Source organism: Streptomyces sp. SCL15-4 (assembly GCF_033366695.1).
In the GTDB taxonomy this organism is placed as follows: domain Bacteria; phylum Actinomycetota; class Actinomycetes; order Streptomycetales; family Streptomycetaceae; genus Streptomyces.
In genome coordinates this window covers 5,482,677-5,498,361 of the sequence record NZ_JAOBTQ010000001.1, presented here as the reverse complement: position 1 = coordinate 5,498,361, position 15,685 = coordinate 5,482,677, and the positions used below count along the sequence as shown (strand labels likewise).

Annotated in this window: 17 protein-coding genes; 15 read left to right on the top strand and 2 right to left on the bottom strand. The window is 70.7% G+C overall.

The features are described from left to right. Positions 1–90 precede the first annotated feature (90 nt). The 9 genes from SCK26_RS24640 (at position 91) to SCK26_RS24600 (ending at position 6,115) form a co-directional block, all read left to right on the top strand. Positions 91–447: a hypothetical protein gene (locus SCK26_RS24640; protein WP_318203497.1), complete on the top strand. Its 357-nt coding sequence runs from the start codon at positions 91–93 to the stop codon at positions 445–447. Next, positions 447–1,823, top strand: coding sequence for an FtsK/SpoIIIE domain-containing protein (locus SCK26_RS24635; RefSeq protein WP_318203496.1), 1,377 nt, complete (start codon positions 447–449; stop codon positions 1,821–1,823). Before SCK26_RS24640 ends, SCK26_RS24635 begins: the two co-directional genes overlap by 1 nt. 34 nt (positions 1,824–1,857) lie before the next feature. Then, positions 1,858–2,484, top strand: coding sequence for a DUF2637 domain-containing protein (locus SCK26_RS24630; protein WP_318203495.1), 627 nt, complete (start codon positions 1,858–1,860; stop codon positions 2,482–2,484). Positions 2,485–2,495: 11 nt separating this feature from the next. Beyond that, positions 2,496–2,687, top strand: a complete 192-nt coding sequence (locus SCK26_RS24625) for a mobile element transfer protein (protein WP_014673670.1) — start codon at positions 2,496–2,498, stop codon at positions 2,685–2,687. Positions 2,688–2,703: 16 nt separating this feature from the next. After that, entirely contained in the window at positions 2,704–2,898 is a 195-nt protein-coding gene (locus SCK26_RS24620; RefSeq protein ID WP_167513003.1) for a hypothetical protein, read from the top strand. Positions 2,899–2,923: 25 nt separating this feature from the next. Continuing rightward, positions 2,924–3,169: a SpdD protein gene (locus SCK26_RS24615; RefSeq protein WP_318203494.1), complete on the top strand. Its 246-nt coding sequence runs from the start codon at positions 2,924–2,926 to the stop codon at positions 3,167–3,169. Positions 3,170–3,328: 159 nt separating this feature from the next. Continuing rightward, positions 3,329–4,609: a replication initiator gene (locus SCK26_RS24610; RefSeq protein ID WP_412080865.1), complete on the top strand. Its 1,281-nt coding sequence runs from the start codon at positions 3,329–3,331 to the stop codon at positions 4,607–4,609. Continuing rightward, positions 4,602–4,835 carry a helix-turn-helix domain-containing protein gene (locus SCK26_RS24605; protein WP_318203493.1) on the top strand — a complete coding sequence of 78 codons (234 nt, stop codon included), beginning with the start codon at positions 4,602–4,604 and terminating at the stop codon, positions 4,833–4,835. The genes SCK26_RS24610 and SCK26_RS24605 overlap by 8 nt, the downstream gene beginning before the upstream one ends. Then, entirely contained in the window at positions 4,835–6,115 is a 1,281-nt protein-coding gene (locus tag SCK26_RS24600) for a site-specific integrase (RefSeq protein WP_318203492.1), read from the top strand. Before SCK26_RS24605 ends, SCK26_RS24600 begins: the two co-directional genes overlap by 1 nt. Before the next feature lie 431 nt (positions 6,116–6,546). Here the strand turns inward: SCK26_RS24600 and SCK26_RS24595 are convergent, their stop codons facing one another. After that, positions 6,547–9,201 carry an RICIN domain-containing protein gene (locus tag SCK26_RS24595; RefSeq protein ID WP_318203491.1) on the bottom strand — a complete coding sequence of 885 codons (2,655 nt, stop codon included), beginning with the start codon at positions 9,199–9,201 and terminating at the stop codon, positions 6,547–6,549. 141 nt (positions 9,202–9,342) lie between these two features. On the opposite strand from SCK26_RS24595, the gene SCK26_RS24590 reads away from it, so the two are divergent. Then, positions 9,343–9,483, top strand: a complete 141-nt coding sequence (locus SCK26_RS24590; RefSeq protein ID WP_318203490.1) for a hypothetical protein — start codon at positions 9,343–9,345, stop codon at positions 9,481–9,483. A gap of 162 nt (positions 9,484–9,645) precedes the next feature. Here SCK26_RS24590 and SCK26_RS24585 read toward each other — a convergent pair whose 3' ends face one another. Further along, positions 9,646–11,070: a non-reducing end alpha-L-arabinofuranosidase family hydrolase gene (locus tag SCK26_RS24585; RefSeq protein ID WP_318203489.1), complete on the bottom strand. Its 1,425-nt coding sequence runs from the start codon at positions 11,068–11,070 to the stop codon at positions 9,646–9,648. 123 nt (positions 11,071–11,193) lie between these two features. Here SCK26_RS24585 and SCK26_RS24580 point away from each other — a divergent pair, with 123 nt between their 5' ends. From SCK26_RS24580 to SCK26_RS24560, 5 genes are all read left to right on the top strand, one after another. Beyond that, positions 11,194–11,550, top strand: coding sequence for a hypothetical protein (locus SCK26_RS24580; RefSeq protein WP_318203488.1), 357 nt, complete (start codon positions 11,194–11,196; stop codon positions 11,548–11,550). Between the two features lie 358 nt (positions 11,551–11,908). Further along, positions 11,909–12,271, top strand: coding sequence for a hypothetical protein (locus tag SCK26_RS24575; RefSeq protein WP_318203487.1), 363 nt, complete (start codon positions 11,909–11,911; stop codon positions 12,269–12,271). A gap of 173 nt (positions 12,272–12,444) precedes the next feature. Then, positions 12,445–12,987, top strand: coding sequence for a hypothetical protein (locus SCK26_RS24570; protein ID WP_318203486.1), 543 nt, complete (start codon positions 12,445–12,447; stop codon positions 12,985–12,987). Between the two features lie 500 nt (positions 12,988–13,487). Next, entirely contained in the window at positions 13,488–14,162 is a 675-nt protein-coding gene (locus tag SCK26_RS24565; protein WP_318203485.1) for a lytic polysaccharide monooxygenase, read from the top strand. Between the two features lie 175 nt (positions 14,163–14,337). Beyond that, the gene (locus SCK26_RS24560; protein ID WP_318203484.1) at positions 14,338–15,531 is read left to right on the top strand and encodes a cellulose-binding domain-containing protein; all 1,194 of its coding nucleotides are present in this window, start codon (positions 14,338–14,340) and stop codon (positions 15,529–15,531) included. The last annotated feature ends 154 nt before the right edge of the window (positions 15,532–15,685 follow it).

Sequence of the window (15,685 nt, the reverse complement as noted above, 5' to 3'; positions counted from 1 at the left end):
TGGGCGAGTTGTGTGGCAAGGTGATTCCGCGATCCCGATCAAGGGGTTCGCAGGACCCATCTTGTATAGACGAGTAGATAGGAGTGTGTCTTGCGCACCATCCGCGTGGAGACCTCTGGCGCCACGATCCTTCTCACCGAGGCCCCCGAACCGAAGGTCCGCGACCGGCAGACCGGCGAGATCGCCAAGGACGCCAACAGCGGTGAGGCGCTGATGACCATCGGCGTCGTCTACATCGAGGACGGCGAGTCCTCGCTGATCAAGGTCACCGTTCCGGAGGGTGGCATCTCCGAGGGGCTGACCCTTGGGGCGCCGGTCTCGCTGCCGGGCCTGGTCGCCCGGCCGTGGGAGTCCGTCTTCAACGGTCAGCAGCGCCACGGCATCGCCTACCGCGCCGCCGCCGTCACCCCCGCCGTCTTCCCGGCCGCCACCGGGGCCGCTGCCTGATGTCCGACCTGACGACGCTTCTGGAAGTGGGTGGTCCTGTCGCTGCGCTCGGCGGCGGGGCCGCCTACGCCCGGGCCAAGCACCCGGCGGCGTACTGGTCCACGGTCGGCCTCCCGGTGTCCACGGTCCGGCTGCTCAGCACGTACGGCTCGGTGATGGAGGCGTGCGGCCTCACCGTGGCGCCGTCCCGGCTCCGGGTGCTCGCCGCCAAGGCGATGACCCGGCGTGAGGTGCGGCCCGTACCGCCTCGCCGGGGCCTGCTCCGGCCCACCACGACCGGGCTGCGGATACGCCTCCGCCTGGCCCCTGGCCAGGAACCCGCCGACTTCGCCGCCTCGGCCGAACGGCTGCGGCACGCCTGGGGCGTCCACGCCGTCTACGTCACCCCGGTCAAGCCGGGTGTCATCGAGCTGCGGCTCGTCGGCTACGACGTCTTACGGCGGGTCCGCATGCCGCGCAAGGTCCCGGGCGGCTTCCTCCAGGTGCCGGTTGCCCTGCGCGAGGACGCAACACCGTTCGTACGCGACTACCGCACCATCCCCCACCAGCTCACCCTCGGCGCCACCCTGTCCGGCAAGTCCATGTACCTGCGCCACCTCCTCGCCGGCCTCGCCCCTCAGCCGGTCGCCCTGGTCGGCATCGATTGCAAGCGGGGCGTCGAACTGGCCCCCTTCGCACCCCGGCTCTCCGCGCTGGCCACCGACCCGGAGCAGGCGGCCGAACTGCTGCCCGTCCTGGTCAAGGAAATGGAGGACCGATACGACCTGATCAAGACCCGGCAGGGCATCGCCCCCGGCACCCCGGACGAGGAGATCACCTCCGACATCTGGGGACTGCCCGAGCACGAGCGACCCGTGCCCGTCGTGCTGTTCGTGGACGAGGTGGCCGAACTCTTCCTGGTCGCCACGAAGAAGGACGAGGAACGCCGGGACGAGATGGTCACCCAGCTCATCCGGCTCGCCCAGCTCGGCCGCGCGGCCGGCATGTACCTGGAGGTCTGCGGGCAGCGCTTTGGCGCCGAACTCGGCAAGGGCGCCACCATGCTCCGCGCCCAGCTCACCGGCCGCGTCTGCCACCGCGTCAACGACGAAGCCTCCGCCAAGATGGCCCTCGGCGACATCGCCCCCGAGGCGGTCATGGCCGCCTGCTCCATCGCCCCTGAACGGCCCGGCCTGGCCGTGGCGGGTGACACCTCCGGCGGCTGGTCCCGCATCCGCACGCCGTACCTCTCCCTCACCGACGCGGCCGAGACCTGCCGCACGTCCGCCGGACTGGTGCCCGACCTGCCCGCGCTGGCCCCCTTCCGCCCCGACTTGCCCGAGCGTCCGGTCGAGCACGCGGCCCCGGTCGTCCTGCCCCACCCGGTAACCGACTGACCTACCCCCGCCCGACTCCGGAAGGAGCCGCATCATGCGCGCCCACCTGGCCCGTGTCGACGCGGTGCTCGTCCAGGCGCTCATCGCCGCCGCGCTGTCCTTCGCACACCTGCACGATGTCGCCGTGGCGGCCGGGCAGGACGGATGGAAAGCGTGGGCCTATCCCGTCTCCGTCGACCTGCTGCTCGTCGCCGCCTGGCGTCGACTGCGCTCCGGCAACGGCAAAGCCGCGGCCTGGTGCTGGTTCGTCGTCGCCCTCGCCGCCTCCCTCGGCGCCAACGTCGCCACCGCCGGCCTCCTCGACCTCGGCAACGTCCCGGCCTGGCTGCGCATCCTCGTCGCGGGCTGGCCCGCCCTCGCCTTCCTCGGCGGGACCCTCCTCGCCCACTCCGCACCCAAGCCGGACCCCGAGGCGGAAGTCACCGAGGACCAGGTGGACAAGCCGGAAACCGCCCCCGAACCGGAAGCGCCTGTCTCACCCACCATCGAGCCACCGCCGCGACCGACACCCGTGACCGTCCCGTCCGCCCTGATCGACCACGCCCGCAAGGTCGCCGCCGAGCACCACGCCCGTACCGGCGCCCCGATCGACACCCCGACCCTCCGCGCCCGCCTCGGCGTCCCCGCTCCGATGGCCGAAGCCATCGCCGCCCACCTCTGAGAGGAGACCACGTGTCCGCCAACCGCAGCTTCCGCAACGTCACCCGCATCGGCCCCGTCCAGGTCGGCACCTCCTACGACAACCGGGGCCGTGAGAAGCACACCGCCGCCTGCACCGCCCCGCGCTGCGGCTTCTCCGCCGACTACGACAGCCGCGCCGCCGCCGAACTGGCCGCCCGCACCCACCGCTGCCCCGTCCGCTGAAAGGCCCCGGACCACCGTGACCGTCAGCCTGCCGCTCGTCCTCATCCTCGGGTTCTTCGCCTGGGGAGCGATCAAGTTCCTCGGCGTCCGCCCCTGGATCGTCGTCCTCATCGCGCTGTTCGGTTTCTGGCTTTCGCACACCTTCCTCGCCCCCGCCATCGAGTCCGGCACCCGGTCCGGCGTCGGCGTCGTAAACGGCTCACATGACTAGACGAGTAGATAAGTAAGGCCAAGCCGTGTTCCTGCCCAAGTACCCGGAGAACCCGACCCCGCCGTCCACCCACATCGACGCGCCCACCGACCCGGCGCCCGCCCGACGCGGCCTCGCGTCCCTTCCCGTCGACCAGAAGACGGTCGTGGCCCTGCTCGTCGGCGGAGTCGTCCTCACCGCGCTCCTGGCCGCCGTCGCCGTCACGGCCATCTCCGTGGCCGTCGCCACCGTCGTCCTGCGCTCCCTGCTCCGCGAGCAGCACCGGCGCTGACCCGTCCGACCGCACCCGGGACGGCCGCGACACGGCCAAGCATCCGGCCGCCCCGGGCCCATCACCCCTGACCGATCCAGTCAGAAGGAGACCGCCATCTTCACCCGCACCACCCCGCCCCCGCTCCCGGAACTCGCGAGGCTGGCCGAAAACGGCAACCTGCCGGGCATCCTGCGGCAGCTCTCCGGGCTCGGCGGCTGCACCCACCCGATCCGCCTCGACGGCCACCGCACCGAGTACGACATCGACACCACCACCGGAGAGATCGGCCGCGTCCTCCACCACCTCGACTCGACCACCCTCCCGGCCGGCCAACTCCTCGTTCGCTGCAACAACCGCCGCACCACCCGCTGCCCGGCCTGCGCCGAGGTCTACCGCCGAGACACCTTCCACCTGATCACCGCCGGGCTGCGCGGCGGCAAAGGCACCCCCGAACACGTCGCCGCGCACCCCCGCGTCTTCGCTACCTTCACCGCCCCCGGCTTCGGCCCGGTCCACAACCGCCGCACCGACGGCCGCCCCTGCCGCTGCGGCACCCACCACGACCAGGTCGACACCACACTCGGCACCCCACTCGACCCGGACACCTACGACTACGAAGCCGCCGTCCTCTGGAACGCCCACGCCGGACAGCTCTGGCGCCGCTTCTCCATCCACCTCCGCCGGGAGGTCGCCAAGAGCGCGGGCCTGTCACAGCGCCGGTTCCGCGACCACGCCCGCGTGTCCTTCGCCAAGGTCGCCGAGTACCAGAAGCGTGGAGCGGTCCACTTCCACGCGGTCATCCGCCTCGACGGCCCCGGCGGCGCCGACACCCCGCCCCCGCCCTGGGCCACCGCCGAACTCCTCACCGACGCCATCCACGCGGCAGCCACCAGGGCACGCGTCGACGGCCCGGTCATCGACGGCCGCGCCCACACCTTCACCTTCGGCCGTCAGCTCGACATACGCACCATCCGCTCCGCCGACTTCAACGACGGCCAGGAGCTGACCGAGCGCGCCGTGGCGGCGTACATCGCCAAGTACGCCACCAAGGGCGCCGAAACCGCGACGGGCGCCCTCGACCGGCCACTCAAGTTCGCCGCCGAACTCGCCCAGCTCGACATCAGCGACCACGCCCGCCGCCTCATCCGCACCGCCTGGACCCTCGGCGCCCGCAAGGACCTCGAACACCTCCGCCTGCGCGCCTGGGCCCACATGCTCGGATTCCGCGGCCACTTCTCCACCAAGTCCCGCCGCTACTCCACCACCCTCGGCGCCCTCCGCGACGCCCGCGCCGCATGGCGCCGCGCCCAAGCAACAACCGACGAACGCCCGGCAGACACGACGTACGTCCTCGCCCACTGGGTCTTCGCCGGCACCGGCCTGTCCGACACCGAAGCCTGGCTCGCCGCATCCCTCGACCCCGCCCCCGGAACGGAAGGAGAACCCACTCGTGGCTGACCGACGCAACGCGAAGGCGGAAGCCGAACCGCGCGCCCTGCCCTCGCGGTTCCTCACTCCTGACGACCTGGTGGAGATGTTCGAGCTGCCCAGCGTCGAGACGGTCTACCAGTGGCGCCGCAAGCGCACCGGTCCGCGAGGATTCCGGGTCGGCCGGCATCTCCGCTTCGACCCGGACGACGTACGCGCATGGGTCGAGTCCCAGATCAAGGGAGCTGCTGCCTGATGGCCGGACATATCCAAGATCGTTGGTTCAGGGTCGAGAAGGGCCCGGACGGCAAGCCGCACAAGGTCAAGACCGAGCGCTACGGCACGGGCATGCGCTATCGCGCTCGCTACGTCGCCCCAGACGGCACGGAGAAGTCCAAGAGCTTTCCAGACAAACAGAAGCGGCTTGCCGACCAGTGGTTGACCAACATCGAAGCGGACATGGCGCGCGGGCAGTACATCGACCCGCGAGCCGCGCGGATCACCTTCCGGGAGTACACGGAACGGTGGATCGCCGCGCTCACCACTGACCTGACCAGCCGGGCAGCCGTCGAAGGGAGGTTACGTCTTCACGCCCTGCCGTACCTCGGCTCTCGCCCCATCGGCTCTTTCCAGCCCGAACACATCCGCGACTGGAACCGCCGGTTGGAAGAGGCCGTGGCCTCGCCCCAGTACCGGCGCCTCATCTTCGACGCGGTGTCCTCCGTGCTGAACGCGGCCGTGGATGACCGTCTGCTGGCCTCGAACCCGTGCAGGGTCCGATCAGTCAAGGCACCTCGTCCCGCGCCTACACGCGTCCGTCCGTGGTCCGTGGAAGAGGTCTTCGGTGTGCGGGCCGGATTGCCTGACCGGTACCGGGCCATGGTCGACCTGGGCGCCGGATGCGGCCTGCGGCAGGGGGAGATCTTCGGCCTGGCCGTCGACAACATCGGGGATCTGGGCTGGCTGTACGTCCGCCAACAGGTGAAGAAGGTTCGCGGCACGCTCGTCTTCGCCCCGCCCAAGCGCGGCAAGCTCCGTGACGTCCCCCTCGACCCCGAGGTGTCGGCCGCCCTCCGCCAGCACATGGAGCACTTCCCGCCCGTCGAGGTGAACTTGCCCTGGCTGACGCCGACCGGCCCCAAGGTCACACACCGTCTCGTCTTCACGAGCGGCATCGGCGCCGCCATCTGGAGCCAGGGGTTCAACGACCAGGCATGGAAGCCTGCGCTGGCCTCCGCCGGCATCATCCCGGTGCCGGAGAAGGGTGAGCGTTACGCATCTGCCCGTGAGCACGGGATGCACGCGCTCCGCCACTTCTACGCCTCGGTCCTCCTGGACGCCGGGGAGAGCATCAAGGCCCTGAGTCTCTACCTCGGCCACAGCGACCCAGGGTTCACCCTCCGCGTCTACACGCACCTCATGCCGTCGAGTGAGACCCGGACCCGGAAGGCCATCTCCGCGATGTACCGGGCGGCCGGTCACGCTCACGACGGCCGGGAGGCGGACGACGGCCCAGAGACGGCCCGAGTCGCCTGACACGGCCCCTCATTGGCGAAGAAACCGCTGGTGAGGGGCCCTTTTCGTGCCCTCCCCTGGCAAGTAACACCCCATCTTGCCTGAACGCCAGCCTTGGGTGTTAACCCGTATCATCCGGGGCCTGTGACCTGGGCCTTCTCCACTGACTGCAGTGGCGCACCGGTCACTGTCGGTCGGCGCTGGCCCGTCTCGTGCGACCTCGCGGGACCCGGGGACGACTCGGCGCAGATCACCGGGAACCGGCCATCGGCGGACGTCGGCCACCGCCGGACGGGCCGCACGAACCCCGGCCGCTGTCGGCGACGACGGCGAACGCGCCGGCCGGCCGGGCACGCGTTGGCACCGCCGTCGCGGACCCGGCCCCCTCCGCGCGCAGGTCCGTGCCGGGGCCGCAGGCGGTCGGTGCCTGCGGCCCCGCCGGGGCGCCTGTGTCAGGACGGGTCGCCGTACTGGAGGCCGCGTCCGTTGGTACCGATGTAGACGCGGCCGTAGGTGTCGGGGTCGCCGGTGATGATGCCGGCGGCGCCGATGCCGCCCCACTGGTGGGCGTCGTCGTTGACGCGGAGCCAGGTGGCGCCCTTGTCGGTGGAGCGGAAGACCCCGGTGACGTTCTTGACGGTGCCGATCAGGTAGAGGGCCTGGTAGGAGGCGCCTGGCTTGGCCTTGCCGAAGCCGAGGGCGGAGGCGGACCGCACCCCGGTGAGCGTGGTGAAGGTGCGGCCGCCGTCGGTGGAGTGCAGCAGCCCCTTGCCGTCGCCGGCGATCCACAGGTCCCCGGCGACACCGGGGACGGCCGAGAGCCGGCCGGCGGCGGGCAGGCCGGTGGCGCGGGCGGTGAAGCTCGCGCCGCCGTCGGTGCTGGCGTAGAGCGTGCCGCCGGCCAGTGAGTAGAAGGTACTGGCCGAGGAGCGGTCGGCGACGACCACGGCACCGGTTCCCAGGCCGCTGACCTTGGACCAGCTCGCGCCCTTGTCGGTCGAGCGGTACGGGGCCTGGCCGGCCTCCGTCCAGACGATGGCGGAGCCGTCCGCCGCGAGCGCGACGTGGCCGCTGTCCGCGCCGGCCACCGGCTCCGCCGGGAAGCCCTTCCAGCTGCCGCCGCCGTCAGTGGAGTAGGCGCCGTCCTGCGCGCCGCCCCGGCCGACACGGACCATCACCGAGGGCTTGGACTGGGCGAAATCGATGTCGCTGCTGTTACTCATCAGCGGGTTCTTCAGGCGCCCGGCGGGCACCTCGGCCAGGGAGCCGTGACGGAAACCGCCCTGGTCGCCCATCGAGGTGATGACGGTGGCGCCGCCGGGCGGGGCGATCGCGTCCGCCAGCGCGGTCTCCTCCAGTCCCCTGGCCCCCACGCTCCAGTGGCTGGTGCCGCCGCTGTCGGTGGCGTTGGCGTCCTCGCTGCGCCAGATGCCGTTGCCGGTGCCGTACAGCACATGCCCGGAGTCGAAGGGGTCGATGGCCAGGGCGGTCATCCAGTGCCCGGTGTGGGTGCCGACGTAAGGGGCGGCGGAGGCGTCCCGCACCGACATCGGGGCCAGCGCCTTCCAGGTCGTACCGCCGTCGGTGGTCCGGTAGACCTCGTCCTCGGGCCACCAGCGATCAAGGGTGGTGACCATCACCGTGGACGGCTTGCGCGGGTCGACGGCCAGGCCGGAGAACCCGTACGAGCCCCGGGAAGGGGAGACGTCCTTCCATGTCCCGCTGCCCGGCGTGTACTTCCACACCGAGCCCGCCGTCACGCCGTTGGGTCCGAGGTTGTCGGTGTACGTCAGGTACAGCGAGCCGTCACCGGAGACCACGCCGTGCTGCGGCAGCCGGCCGGTGGGCTGACCGGACACGGCCTGCCAGGTGCTGCCGCCGTCGGTGGAGCGGTACAGGGGGACGGACCTGTCGGCGAGGCCGACGTACACCGTCCTGCTGCCGGCCGGGCCGTACGTCACGAAGGAGATGCCCGCGCCGCTGCCCGCCCCGTCCTTGACGGGGAACGAGGAGACCTGGCGCCAGGTGCCGCCGTAGTCGGTACTGCGCCACAGTCCGTTCTTACGGGTGCCCAGCAGCAGGGTGCGATGGTCCGCGGGGTCGACCACGAGCCGTTCGCCCGCCCCGCGGCCGTCCTCGTTGCCGCCCAGCTTGAAGGGCAGATCGATGCGCTGGAAGGTGCGGCCCCGGTCGGTGGAGCGCAGGATGGCGCCGTTACCGGCCCACTCGTTGGTGTAGGTGCCCGCCCCGAGGTAGAGCCGCTTGGAGTCGACGGGGTCGGTGGCCAGCGAGTCGATGCCCAGCAGGTTCCAGTCCTTCTCGCCGACCCAGTCGGTCAGCGGGATCCACTGCTCGGCCGCGGTGTCCCAGCGGTAGGCGCCCCCCATGTCGGTGCGCGCGTACAGCAGACCCTTCTCGCGCGGGTTGAACACCAGCCCGGTGACGTAACCGCCGCCCACCACCTGGGTGTTCTTCCACACATACGGTCCGGCCGCGGCCGTGGTCCGCGCCCCGCCGGTCCCGGCCGTCCGGCTCTCGGCCGCTCGCACCAGTTTCCACTGCTGCTCGGTGCGGCCCGTGCCGGGATGCTGGACGACCGCCGCGCCGTCGGCCGTGGAGCCCCCGGAGACGTCCAGGACCTGGCCGCTCCTGCGGGAGGTGAAGGTGACGGCGCCGGAACCGCCCGCCTCCTCGATCTTCCACTCCTGGGAGGGCGAGGAGGTGTCGGTCTGCTGCTCGGCGACGGCCCCCTCCGCGGTGGAACCGCCCTTGATGCCCAGCACTTTGCCGCTGTTGCGGTTCACCAGCTCGTAGTAGCCGTCCCCGGCGGGCTTCAGCCTCCACTGCTGGTTGGCGGTGTTCTGGTCGGTCCACTGCTGGATACGGGTGCCGTCGGCGGTGGAGAAGCCGTTGACGTCCAACGTCTTGCCGCTGCGCACGGAGACCAGGCGGTAGTAGGCCCTGCCGTCGACCGTCGCGGCCTGCGAGTCCTCCTGCGCGAACAGGAGGAACGGCACGACGATGGCGGGCACGCCGAGCAGCAGACCGGTCGCGGCCCAGCGCCGGCGGTGACGCCCGCGGCGCCCGCGGCTCGTGGGGTGGTTCATGGGGAGGTGTGCTCCTTGCCTAGCTCATACCAGGGGCGAACGGACCAGACACCGGAACCGGCTGGTCCGATCCCTTGTGGTCACAGGCTCCGCAAAGGGTTGCCCCGAGCCGGGAACTTTCCGCGGTCACCTCGTGGTGCCGTGTCGTCACAGGTGCGCCCGCCGTCGTACGGCACCCGCACGGCCGGCGACCGGGATTCCGCGGCGCGGCAGCCGTGCTCCTGGACCCGCTGGGCGGCGCGCGAGGACATGCTCGACGCGTTCCTGCGGCTCGCCCGGTGACGAGGTCTCGACAAGAGAGGAACCCCAGCCGACGCGCGGCTGGGGTTCCCTCGGACCGGTGCGTATCGGTCAGCGGGTGGAGTCGCCCACGCCGTGGACCGCTCGTCCACTCGTCCACTCGCCGGCGGACCGCACCACGTCGATCACCGTGGACCGGGCGGGTCAGCGTTGCAGGGTGAGCACGCCCGGCCGGTACGGCAGTCGGATGTAGGGAGTGTCCTTCGGCGTGCCGGGGTCGTAGCCCTGGTAGAGGAGCCGCAGGTTGCAGGGGTCGACGGTCATGGTCTGGTCGGGGTTGTCGCGGACCAGGTCACCGTGGCTGATGTCGTTGGTCCAGGTCGCACCGCTGTTCGCCTTGCCCGCGAAGGGGTTGTTCTCGGTGGCGGCCTGCGGGGTCCACGGTCCGTTCAGGCTGGAGGCCGTGAACGAGCGGAAGAAGCGCTGCTCGGTCGCGCCCCGAGCCTCGACGATCATGAGGTACTGGTTCTGGCCCTGGACCTTGTAGACCTGCGGAGCCTCGAACAGGTTCTTCACCGTGTCGCTCATGACCGTGGTGTACGAGGAGCCGAAGCTGCCCGGGAAGTTCCCGATCGGCATGGTCGACTTGTAGATGCTGCCGTTGTCGCCGGCGAAGAACAGGTACATGTTCTGGTCGTCGGCGATCAGGGTCGGGTCGATCGGGGTGCCGGTGGAGAGGCTGCCGGTGAACAACGGCTGCGGCGCGGACCAGCCGTTGGGGTTGGTGGGGTCGCTGGACGTGCGGTAGGTGAAGGGCCAGGCGGTGCCCCATCCCAGCGAGGCCAGCACCCAGGTCTTCTTGGGCGCGAAGTAGAAGAGCTGGGGTGCCACCGCGCCTTGGCTCATCCCGGTCTGGGTGGCCGTCGCCATGTCCGACCAGTTCGTGAAGGGACTGAACCCCGTCGATTTCCAGGACGATCCGTCAGAGGCCGTCGCGTAGACCAGGTGCTTGCCGTTGTACGTCGTGGTGGTGAAGTCCTTCAGCGCGACCCACCCGTTCGCCGGCTGGGCCAGCGGACCCGTCGAGGTCCACCGGTAGGCCGAGGGAAGGGAACACGTGGTGCCCGCCCCGGACAGGCCGGTCCACTTCTGGTTGCCGGCGCCGGTGCAGTTCCAGATCTGCACCGCCGTGCCGTTGGCCGTCCCGCCTCCCGAGACGTCCAGGCACAACCCGGACTCCACGCCCACGATCGTGCCGTCGCTGTTCACCCGCCACCGCTGGTTCGCGCCGCCGCTACAGCTCCAGATCTGCACCCGGGTACCGGCCGTGGTGGCATGGCTCGGCACGTCCAGGCACTTGTTGCCGTACACGGTCAGCTGGTTGCCGTCCGTCAGTGTCCACTGCTGGTTGGCCGCGCCGGTGCAGTCCCAGATCTGCAGGGCTGTGCCGTCCGTCCGGCCGGCGCCCGGCACATCGAGACACCGGCCGGAACCGGCACCGCGCAAGGCCCCGCTGGTGGCCGCCTGGGCCGGGCCGGCGACGAGCACCGCCGCCAGCCAGACCATGGCCGCGACCGCGGCGGCGAGCCCTGCGGACAGATGTCGGCGGTGAGAACTACGTCTGCGCATGGAGACCTCGTGTTCCTTGAGCGAGCGGGTGTCCGGTTGGTCGTGCGGACCGCGACACGACCATCATGTTCGATATGACGAACAACGATCGAGATGCCGAGCAGAGTGGATGATAAGGATCAGGTGAACGACGTCAATGCCTCTCACATGATGTGCGAGCCGAAATCATGCGCAGGCTGGAACCAGGCGGCTTCGAGTACCGCGGTCGCATCGCGCAGGCGTCGCGCCCGCACGACGGGGCGGGCACGCAACAGCCGCTCTCCGGCGCGACGTCACCCGCCGGCCGGCGCGACGCGGAACACCACGGGCACTCCGCAAGACGTCCAGCCCTACGGCCTTCGCCACACCGCGCACATCCTCTCCACCCGGCCCGGCGCCACCCTCGCCGACCACGACGCCACCGTTCGCAAGACTCGGGCGGAGGCGACCGAGAAGGCGACCGACAAGCCTTCTGCCACGGATCTGACACACGGCCACTGATCACCACAACAACAAGGCCCGGCTCTTTGCACTGGGCCTTCGCTCTGGAGGGGGTTCCGAGAACCGAACTCGCGCTCTCGGCTTGGGAAGCTCGGATTCTGTGCGGCTGGTTAGGCGACGGAGAGGCGTCGGAAGTCTGGGCGCGCCCGTTGCCCGGGCAGCCGATGCCGTAGGCAGGACTCGTTCTCGGCTCGGGAAGCCCGGGTTGGTGTCTGCGGACGGTCGCTGAGCCTGTGACGTGCGGTGGAGCGGGCTCGGGGGCTGGTCGGCCTATTCGTCTGTTCGAAGCCGCACCGGGACGGTGCCCGGCCGGTACGATGCGCAGGCTGACCAGTGTCCACCAGATGGGGGAGGGACCGTGAGGATCAAGGACCCGGAGTACCCGGCAGCGGTCGAGGCCGCCGTGGACATCCTGCGGAAGCAGGCCCGGCAGGGACGGACCATCACGTACGGGGAACTGAGCGCCGAACTGGCGGCACAAGGCTTCGACTCCATCCCGCCTCACCGCGGAGTCATGACGTATCTGCTCAAGGATGTCTGCCTCCGGCACAACGAGGACGGACGAGCACCGATGCTTTCGGCGATCGTGGTGAACAAGGCCACCGGCGAGCCATCCGACCAGTTCTCCGGCCTTGCCCGAAGCCTGCCCTTCTCCCGGCCGGCCGACTGGAGTTGGCGGGACGAACAGCAGCGGGTGTTCGCTCAGCACCGCGAGGAATGACGCCGGCCCTCGGCGTCACCCGATTCATGAGTCCTGTCCGGGCCCGCTCCCGCCGCCGCCGTCGACTCGTGCCACGACCGGTCAGCGTCGCCGGCCGGTCGATACTCCGCTGCCGGTGACTGCTTGGCGTCGCTGTTTCTCCGACCGTCCGCGTCAGTGATGGGGGATCAACGTTGTGGGAGCAGTTGCCTGCTCTGGCCGGCGTTCTCGTGGGAGCCATCGGCTCCTACGTGGCAACCAGCCTCACGGAACGGAGCAGGTGGCGACGGGCAAGAGCCGAACGCTGGGACCAGAAGAGACTGGACACCTACGCGTCCTACGCGAACAGCCTGAAGCATCAGATCAACATCGCACAGCGCATAGGGGCCGCACGGGGGTTCCAGCACGCTGTGGACCCGCTGGATCCGGAGCAGGGCCTGGCACAGCTCGCCGAGGCCGAGGCGCGGCGTGCGGCCGAGTGGGAAACGGTGCTGCTCGTCGGGGATGCGGAGACTATCGCGGCAGCTCGCAAGTGGCATGAAGCCGTGTGGAACGTCGAACTTTACGCGCGCGGTTTGAAGGATGACCCTGCCGGCTGGGAGAGGGCAGTCGGGCACATGAGCCGGGCACGTGATGACTTCTACGCTCTCGCACGGCGTGACCTGGGCATCGCGGGGCCCCCTCCACCGTCCGGCAACTGGCCTCGTGTCTGGCAGCGGCAGGACGAAACGAACTGAGAGCAGCACGCTGCCGCGGCCGGTCTGCCGCCGGAGACATGGCGGTTCACGGCTGTTGTTTCGGTTGCGGTTCCCTCTGGGTCAGGCACCGGCTGACGCCGTCTCAGCCGAACGACTACGGCAGGCAGGCCCAAGGCTCACACCGTGACAACGGTCAAGCCTGGCGTGTTCGCACTCGGCCTCGTCGGTTTCACCCCGCTTCGACCCCGACTCGCACTCGGCACACACCCCTGATGCGTACCCTCCCCCCTCCCGGCCGAAGCGAACTCGCCACTCGCCTCCCACACGGAGTTCACCGACGGCTTCGGTGTGCCCAGTCGAGGACGCGGCGTGAGATTCCGAGCTATTTATAGAGGTTTGCCCCAGGGGCGGAGGCCTCAGTTTTGGCGGAAACAAGGCGTTGCCGCCTTGGTGCGGGCCGCGCAGCCTGGATGCGCGGGAGCGCTCCCACGCATCCCGGCCCCCACAGCGAAGACGTCCCCCACAGGAAGCAACCCGCAATGCATTGTCATGAGCATGCACCTCACCGCACCGGCCGTCGGCTCACGCTCGTCCTGAGCACCCTCGTCGGCGTACTGATCAGCCTGATCACCTGGGGCGGCACCGCCTCCGCGCACGGCTCGGTGATCGACCCCGCCTCCCGCAACTACGGCTGCTGGCAGCGCTGGGGCAGCGACTTCCAGAACCCGGCCATGGCCCAGCAGGACCCCATGTGCTGGCAGGCCTGGCAGGCCAACCCCAACGCGATGTGGAACTGGAACGGCCTGTACCGCAACGGTTCCGCCGGCAACTTCCAGGCCGTCATCCCCAACGGACAGCTGTGCAGCGGCGGCCAGACCGAAAGCGGCCGCTACAACGCCCTCGACGCCGTCGGCCCCTGGAAGACCACCGACATCAGCTCCAACTTCACCGTGAAGCTCTACGACCAGGCCAGCCACGGCGCCGACTACTTCCTGGTCTACGTCACCCGGCAGGGCTTCGACCCCACCACCCAGCCGCTGACCTGGCAGGACCTGCAACTGGTCACCAAGACCGGCCGGTACGCGCCCAGCCAGAACTACTCGATCCCCGTGAGCACGTCCGGCTACACCGGCCGCCACGTCGTCTACACCATCTGGCAGGCCTCGCACATGGACCAGACCTACTTCCTGTGCAGTGACGTGAACTTCCGCTGACCCCGGCCCATATCCCGGCCCATATCCCGGCCCTCACCGGCCTCACCACCCCACCGGACGCGACCCGGCGCCGACCGGGTCGCGTCCCCCCGTCTGGGAGCGCTCCCAGACGGGGGCCCCTCCCCCTCCCCCCTCCCCCGCCCTCCCCACCTCCCCACCTCCCCAGGAGCAGCACATGCCCCTACTGCCCGCGCGGTGCCCGCGATGGGTGCGCGGACCCTTGACGGCAGCCGTGGCCCTCATCGGGCTGGCGGTGTCCCTCCTGGTCGCGGCGCCCGCCAGTGGCGCCGGCACCGCAGCCGCCGCCGGATGCAAGGTCGACTACACCGTCAACGAGTGGTCCGGCGGCTACACCGCCCAGATCCGCGTCACCAACCTCGGCTCCGCCCTCAGCGCCTGGCGGCTCACCTGGACCTACGGCGGCGACCAGCGCATCACCTCCGCCTGGAACGCCACCGTCACCCAGACCGGCCGTTCCGTGACCGCCGCCGGCACGGACTGGAACGCGGCCCTGCCCAGCGGTGCCGCCGCCGACTTCGGTGTGCAGGGCACCTGGCAGTCCGCCGACCCGGCGCCCACCGACTTCAGCCTCAACGGCGTCTCCTGCGGCGGTGACGCCACCGAGCCGCCGACCACACCGCCCACCACACCGGGCACCCCGCCGCCCACCCAGCCGCCGGCCGGCTGCGGCAGCGCCGTCCTGTGCGCCGACTTCGAGGACCAGGCCGGCACCTCACCCTCCGGCGCCTGGCGCTTCACCGCGCCCGACTGCCAGGGCACGGGCACGGCCAGCGTCGACACGGCCGTCGCGCACAGCGGCACCAGGTCGATCCGGGTGGACGGCCGGGCCGGCTACTGCAACCACGCCTTCGTCGCCGCCACCACCGACCTGTCGACGGCCGGCCCGGTGCTGTATGTCCGTATGTGGGTGCGGCACACCACCGCGCTCCCCTCCTCCCATGTCACCTTCGTCTCGATGCCCGACAGCTCCCAGGGCGGCCGGGCGCTCAGGGTCGGCGGTCAGAACGGCGCCCTGCAGTGGAACCGGGAGAGCGACGACGCCACGCTCCCCGCGCAGAGCCCGGCCGGGGTGGCGCTGAGCAAGCCGCTGCCGACGGGCAGTTGGCAGTGCCTGCGGTTCGCCGTCGACACCTCCGCGCCCAAGCTGGACACCTGGCTGGGCGACCAGCAGGTGCCCGGGCTGCACGCCGACGGCGTACCGACCCAGGACATCGACCAGCAGTGGCTCTCCCGGACCACCCCGCCACGGCCGACCGCCCTCCGGCTCGGCTGGGAGAGCTACGGCACCGGCGACGACACCCTGTGGTTCGACGACGTGGCCGTCGGCTCGTCACCGATCGGCTGCTGAAGAGGCGCCGGGACCCATGCACCGGGATCCTGACGGCCGGGATCCCGGCAGCCCGGGGTCCCGGCGGTCCGGAGGTCCCGGCGGCTCAGCGGCCCGGGTCCCGGCCGCTTCAATCTCCCGCGCACCGCGATCGATACCGGGCGGCCGGGCGCAC

Bases quoted from the DNA above. Each gene is read 5' to 3' on its own strand.
- SCK26_RS24635 (WP_318203496.1), top strand. From the start codon at position 447: ATGTCCGACCTGACGACGCTTCTGGAAGTGGGTGGTCCTGTCGCTGCG.
- SCK26_RS24630 (WP_318203495.1), top strand. From the start codon at position 1,858: ATGCGCGCCCACCTGGCCCGTGTCGACGCGGTGCTCGTCCAGGCGCTC.
- SCK26_RS24600 (WP_318203492.1), top strand. From the start codon at position 4,835: ATGGCCGGACATATCCAAGATCGTTGGTTCAGGGTCGAGAAGGGCCCG.
- SCK26_RS24595 (WP_318203491.1), bottom strand. From the start codon at position 9,201: ATGAACCACCCCACGAGCCGCGGGCGCCGCGGGCGTCACCGCCGGCGC.
- SCK26_RS24585 (WP_318203489.1), bottom strand. From the start codon at position 11,070: ATGCGCAGACGTAGTTCTCACCGCCGACATCTGTCCGCAGGGCTCGCC.
- SCK26_RS24565 (WP_318203485.1), top strand. From the start codon at position 13,488: ATGCATTGTCATGAGCATGCACCTCACCGCACCGGCCGTCGGCTCACG.
- SCK26_RS24560 (WP_318203484.1), top strand. From the start codon at position 14,338: ATGCCCCTACTGCCCGCGCGGTGCCCGCGATGGGTGCGCGGACCCTTG.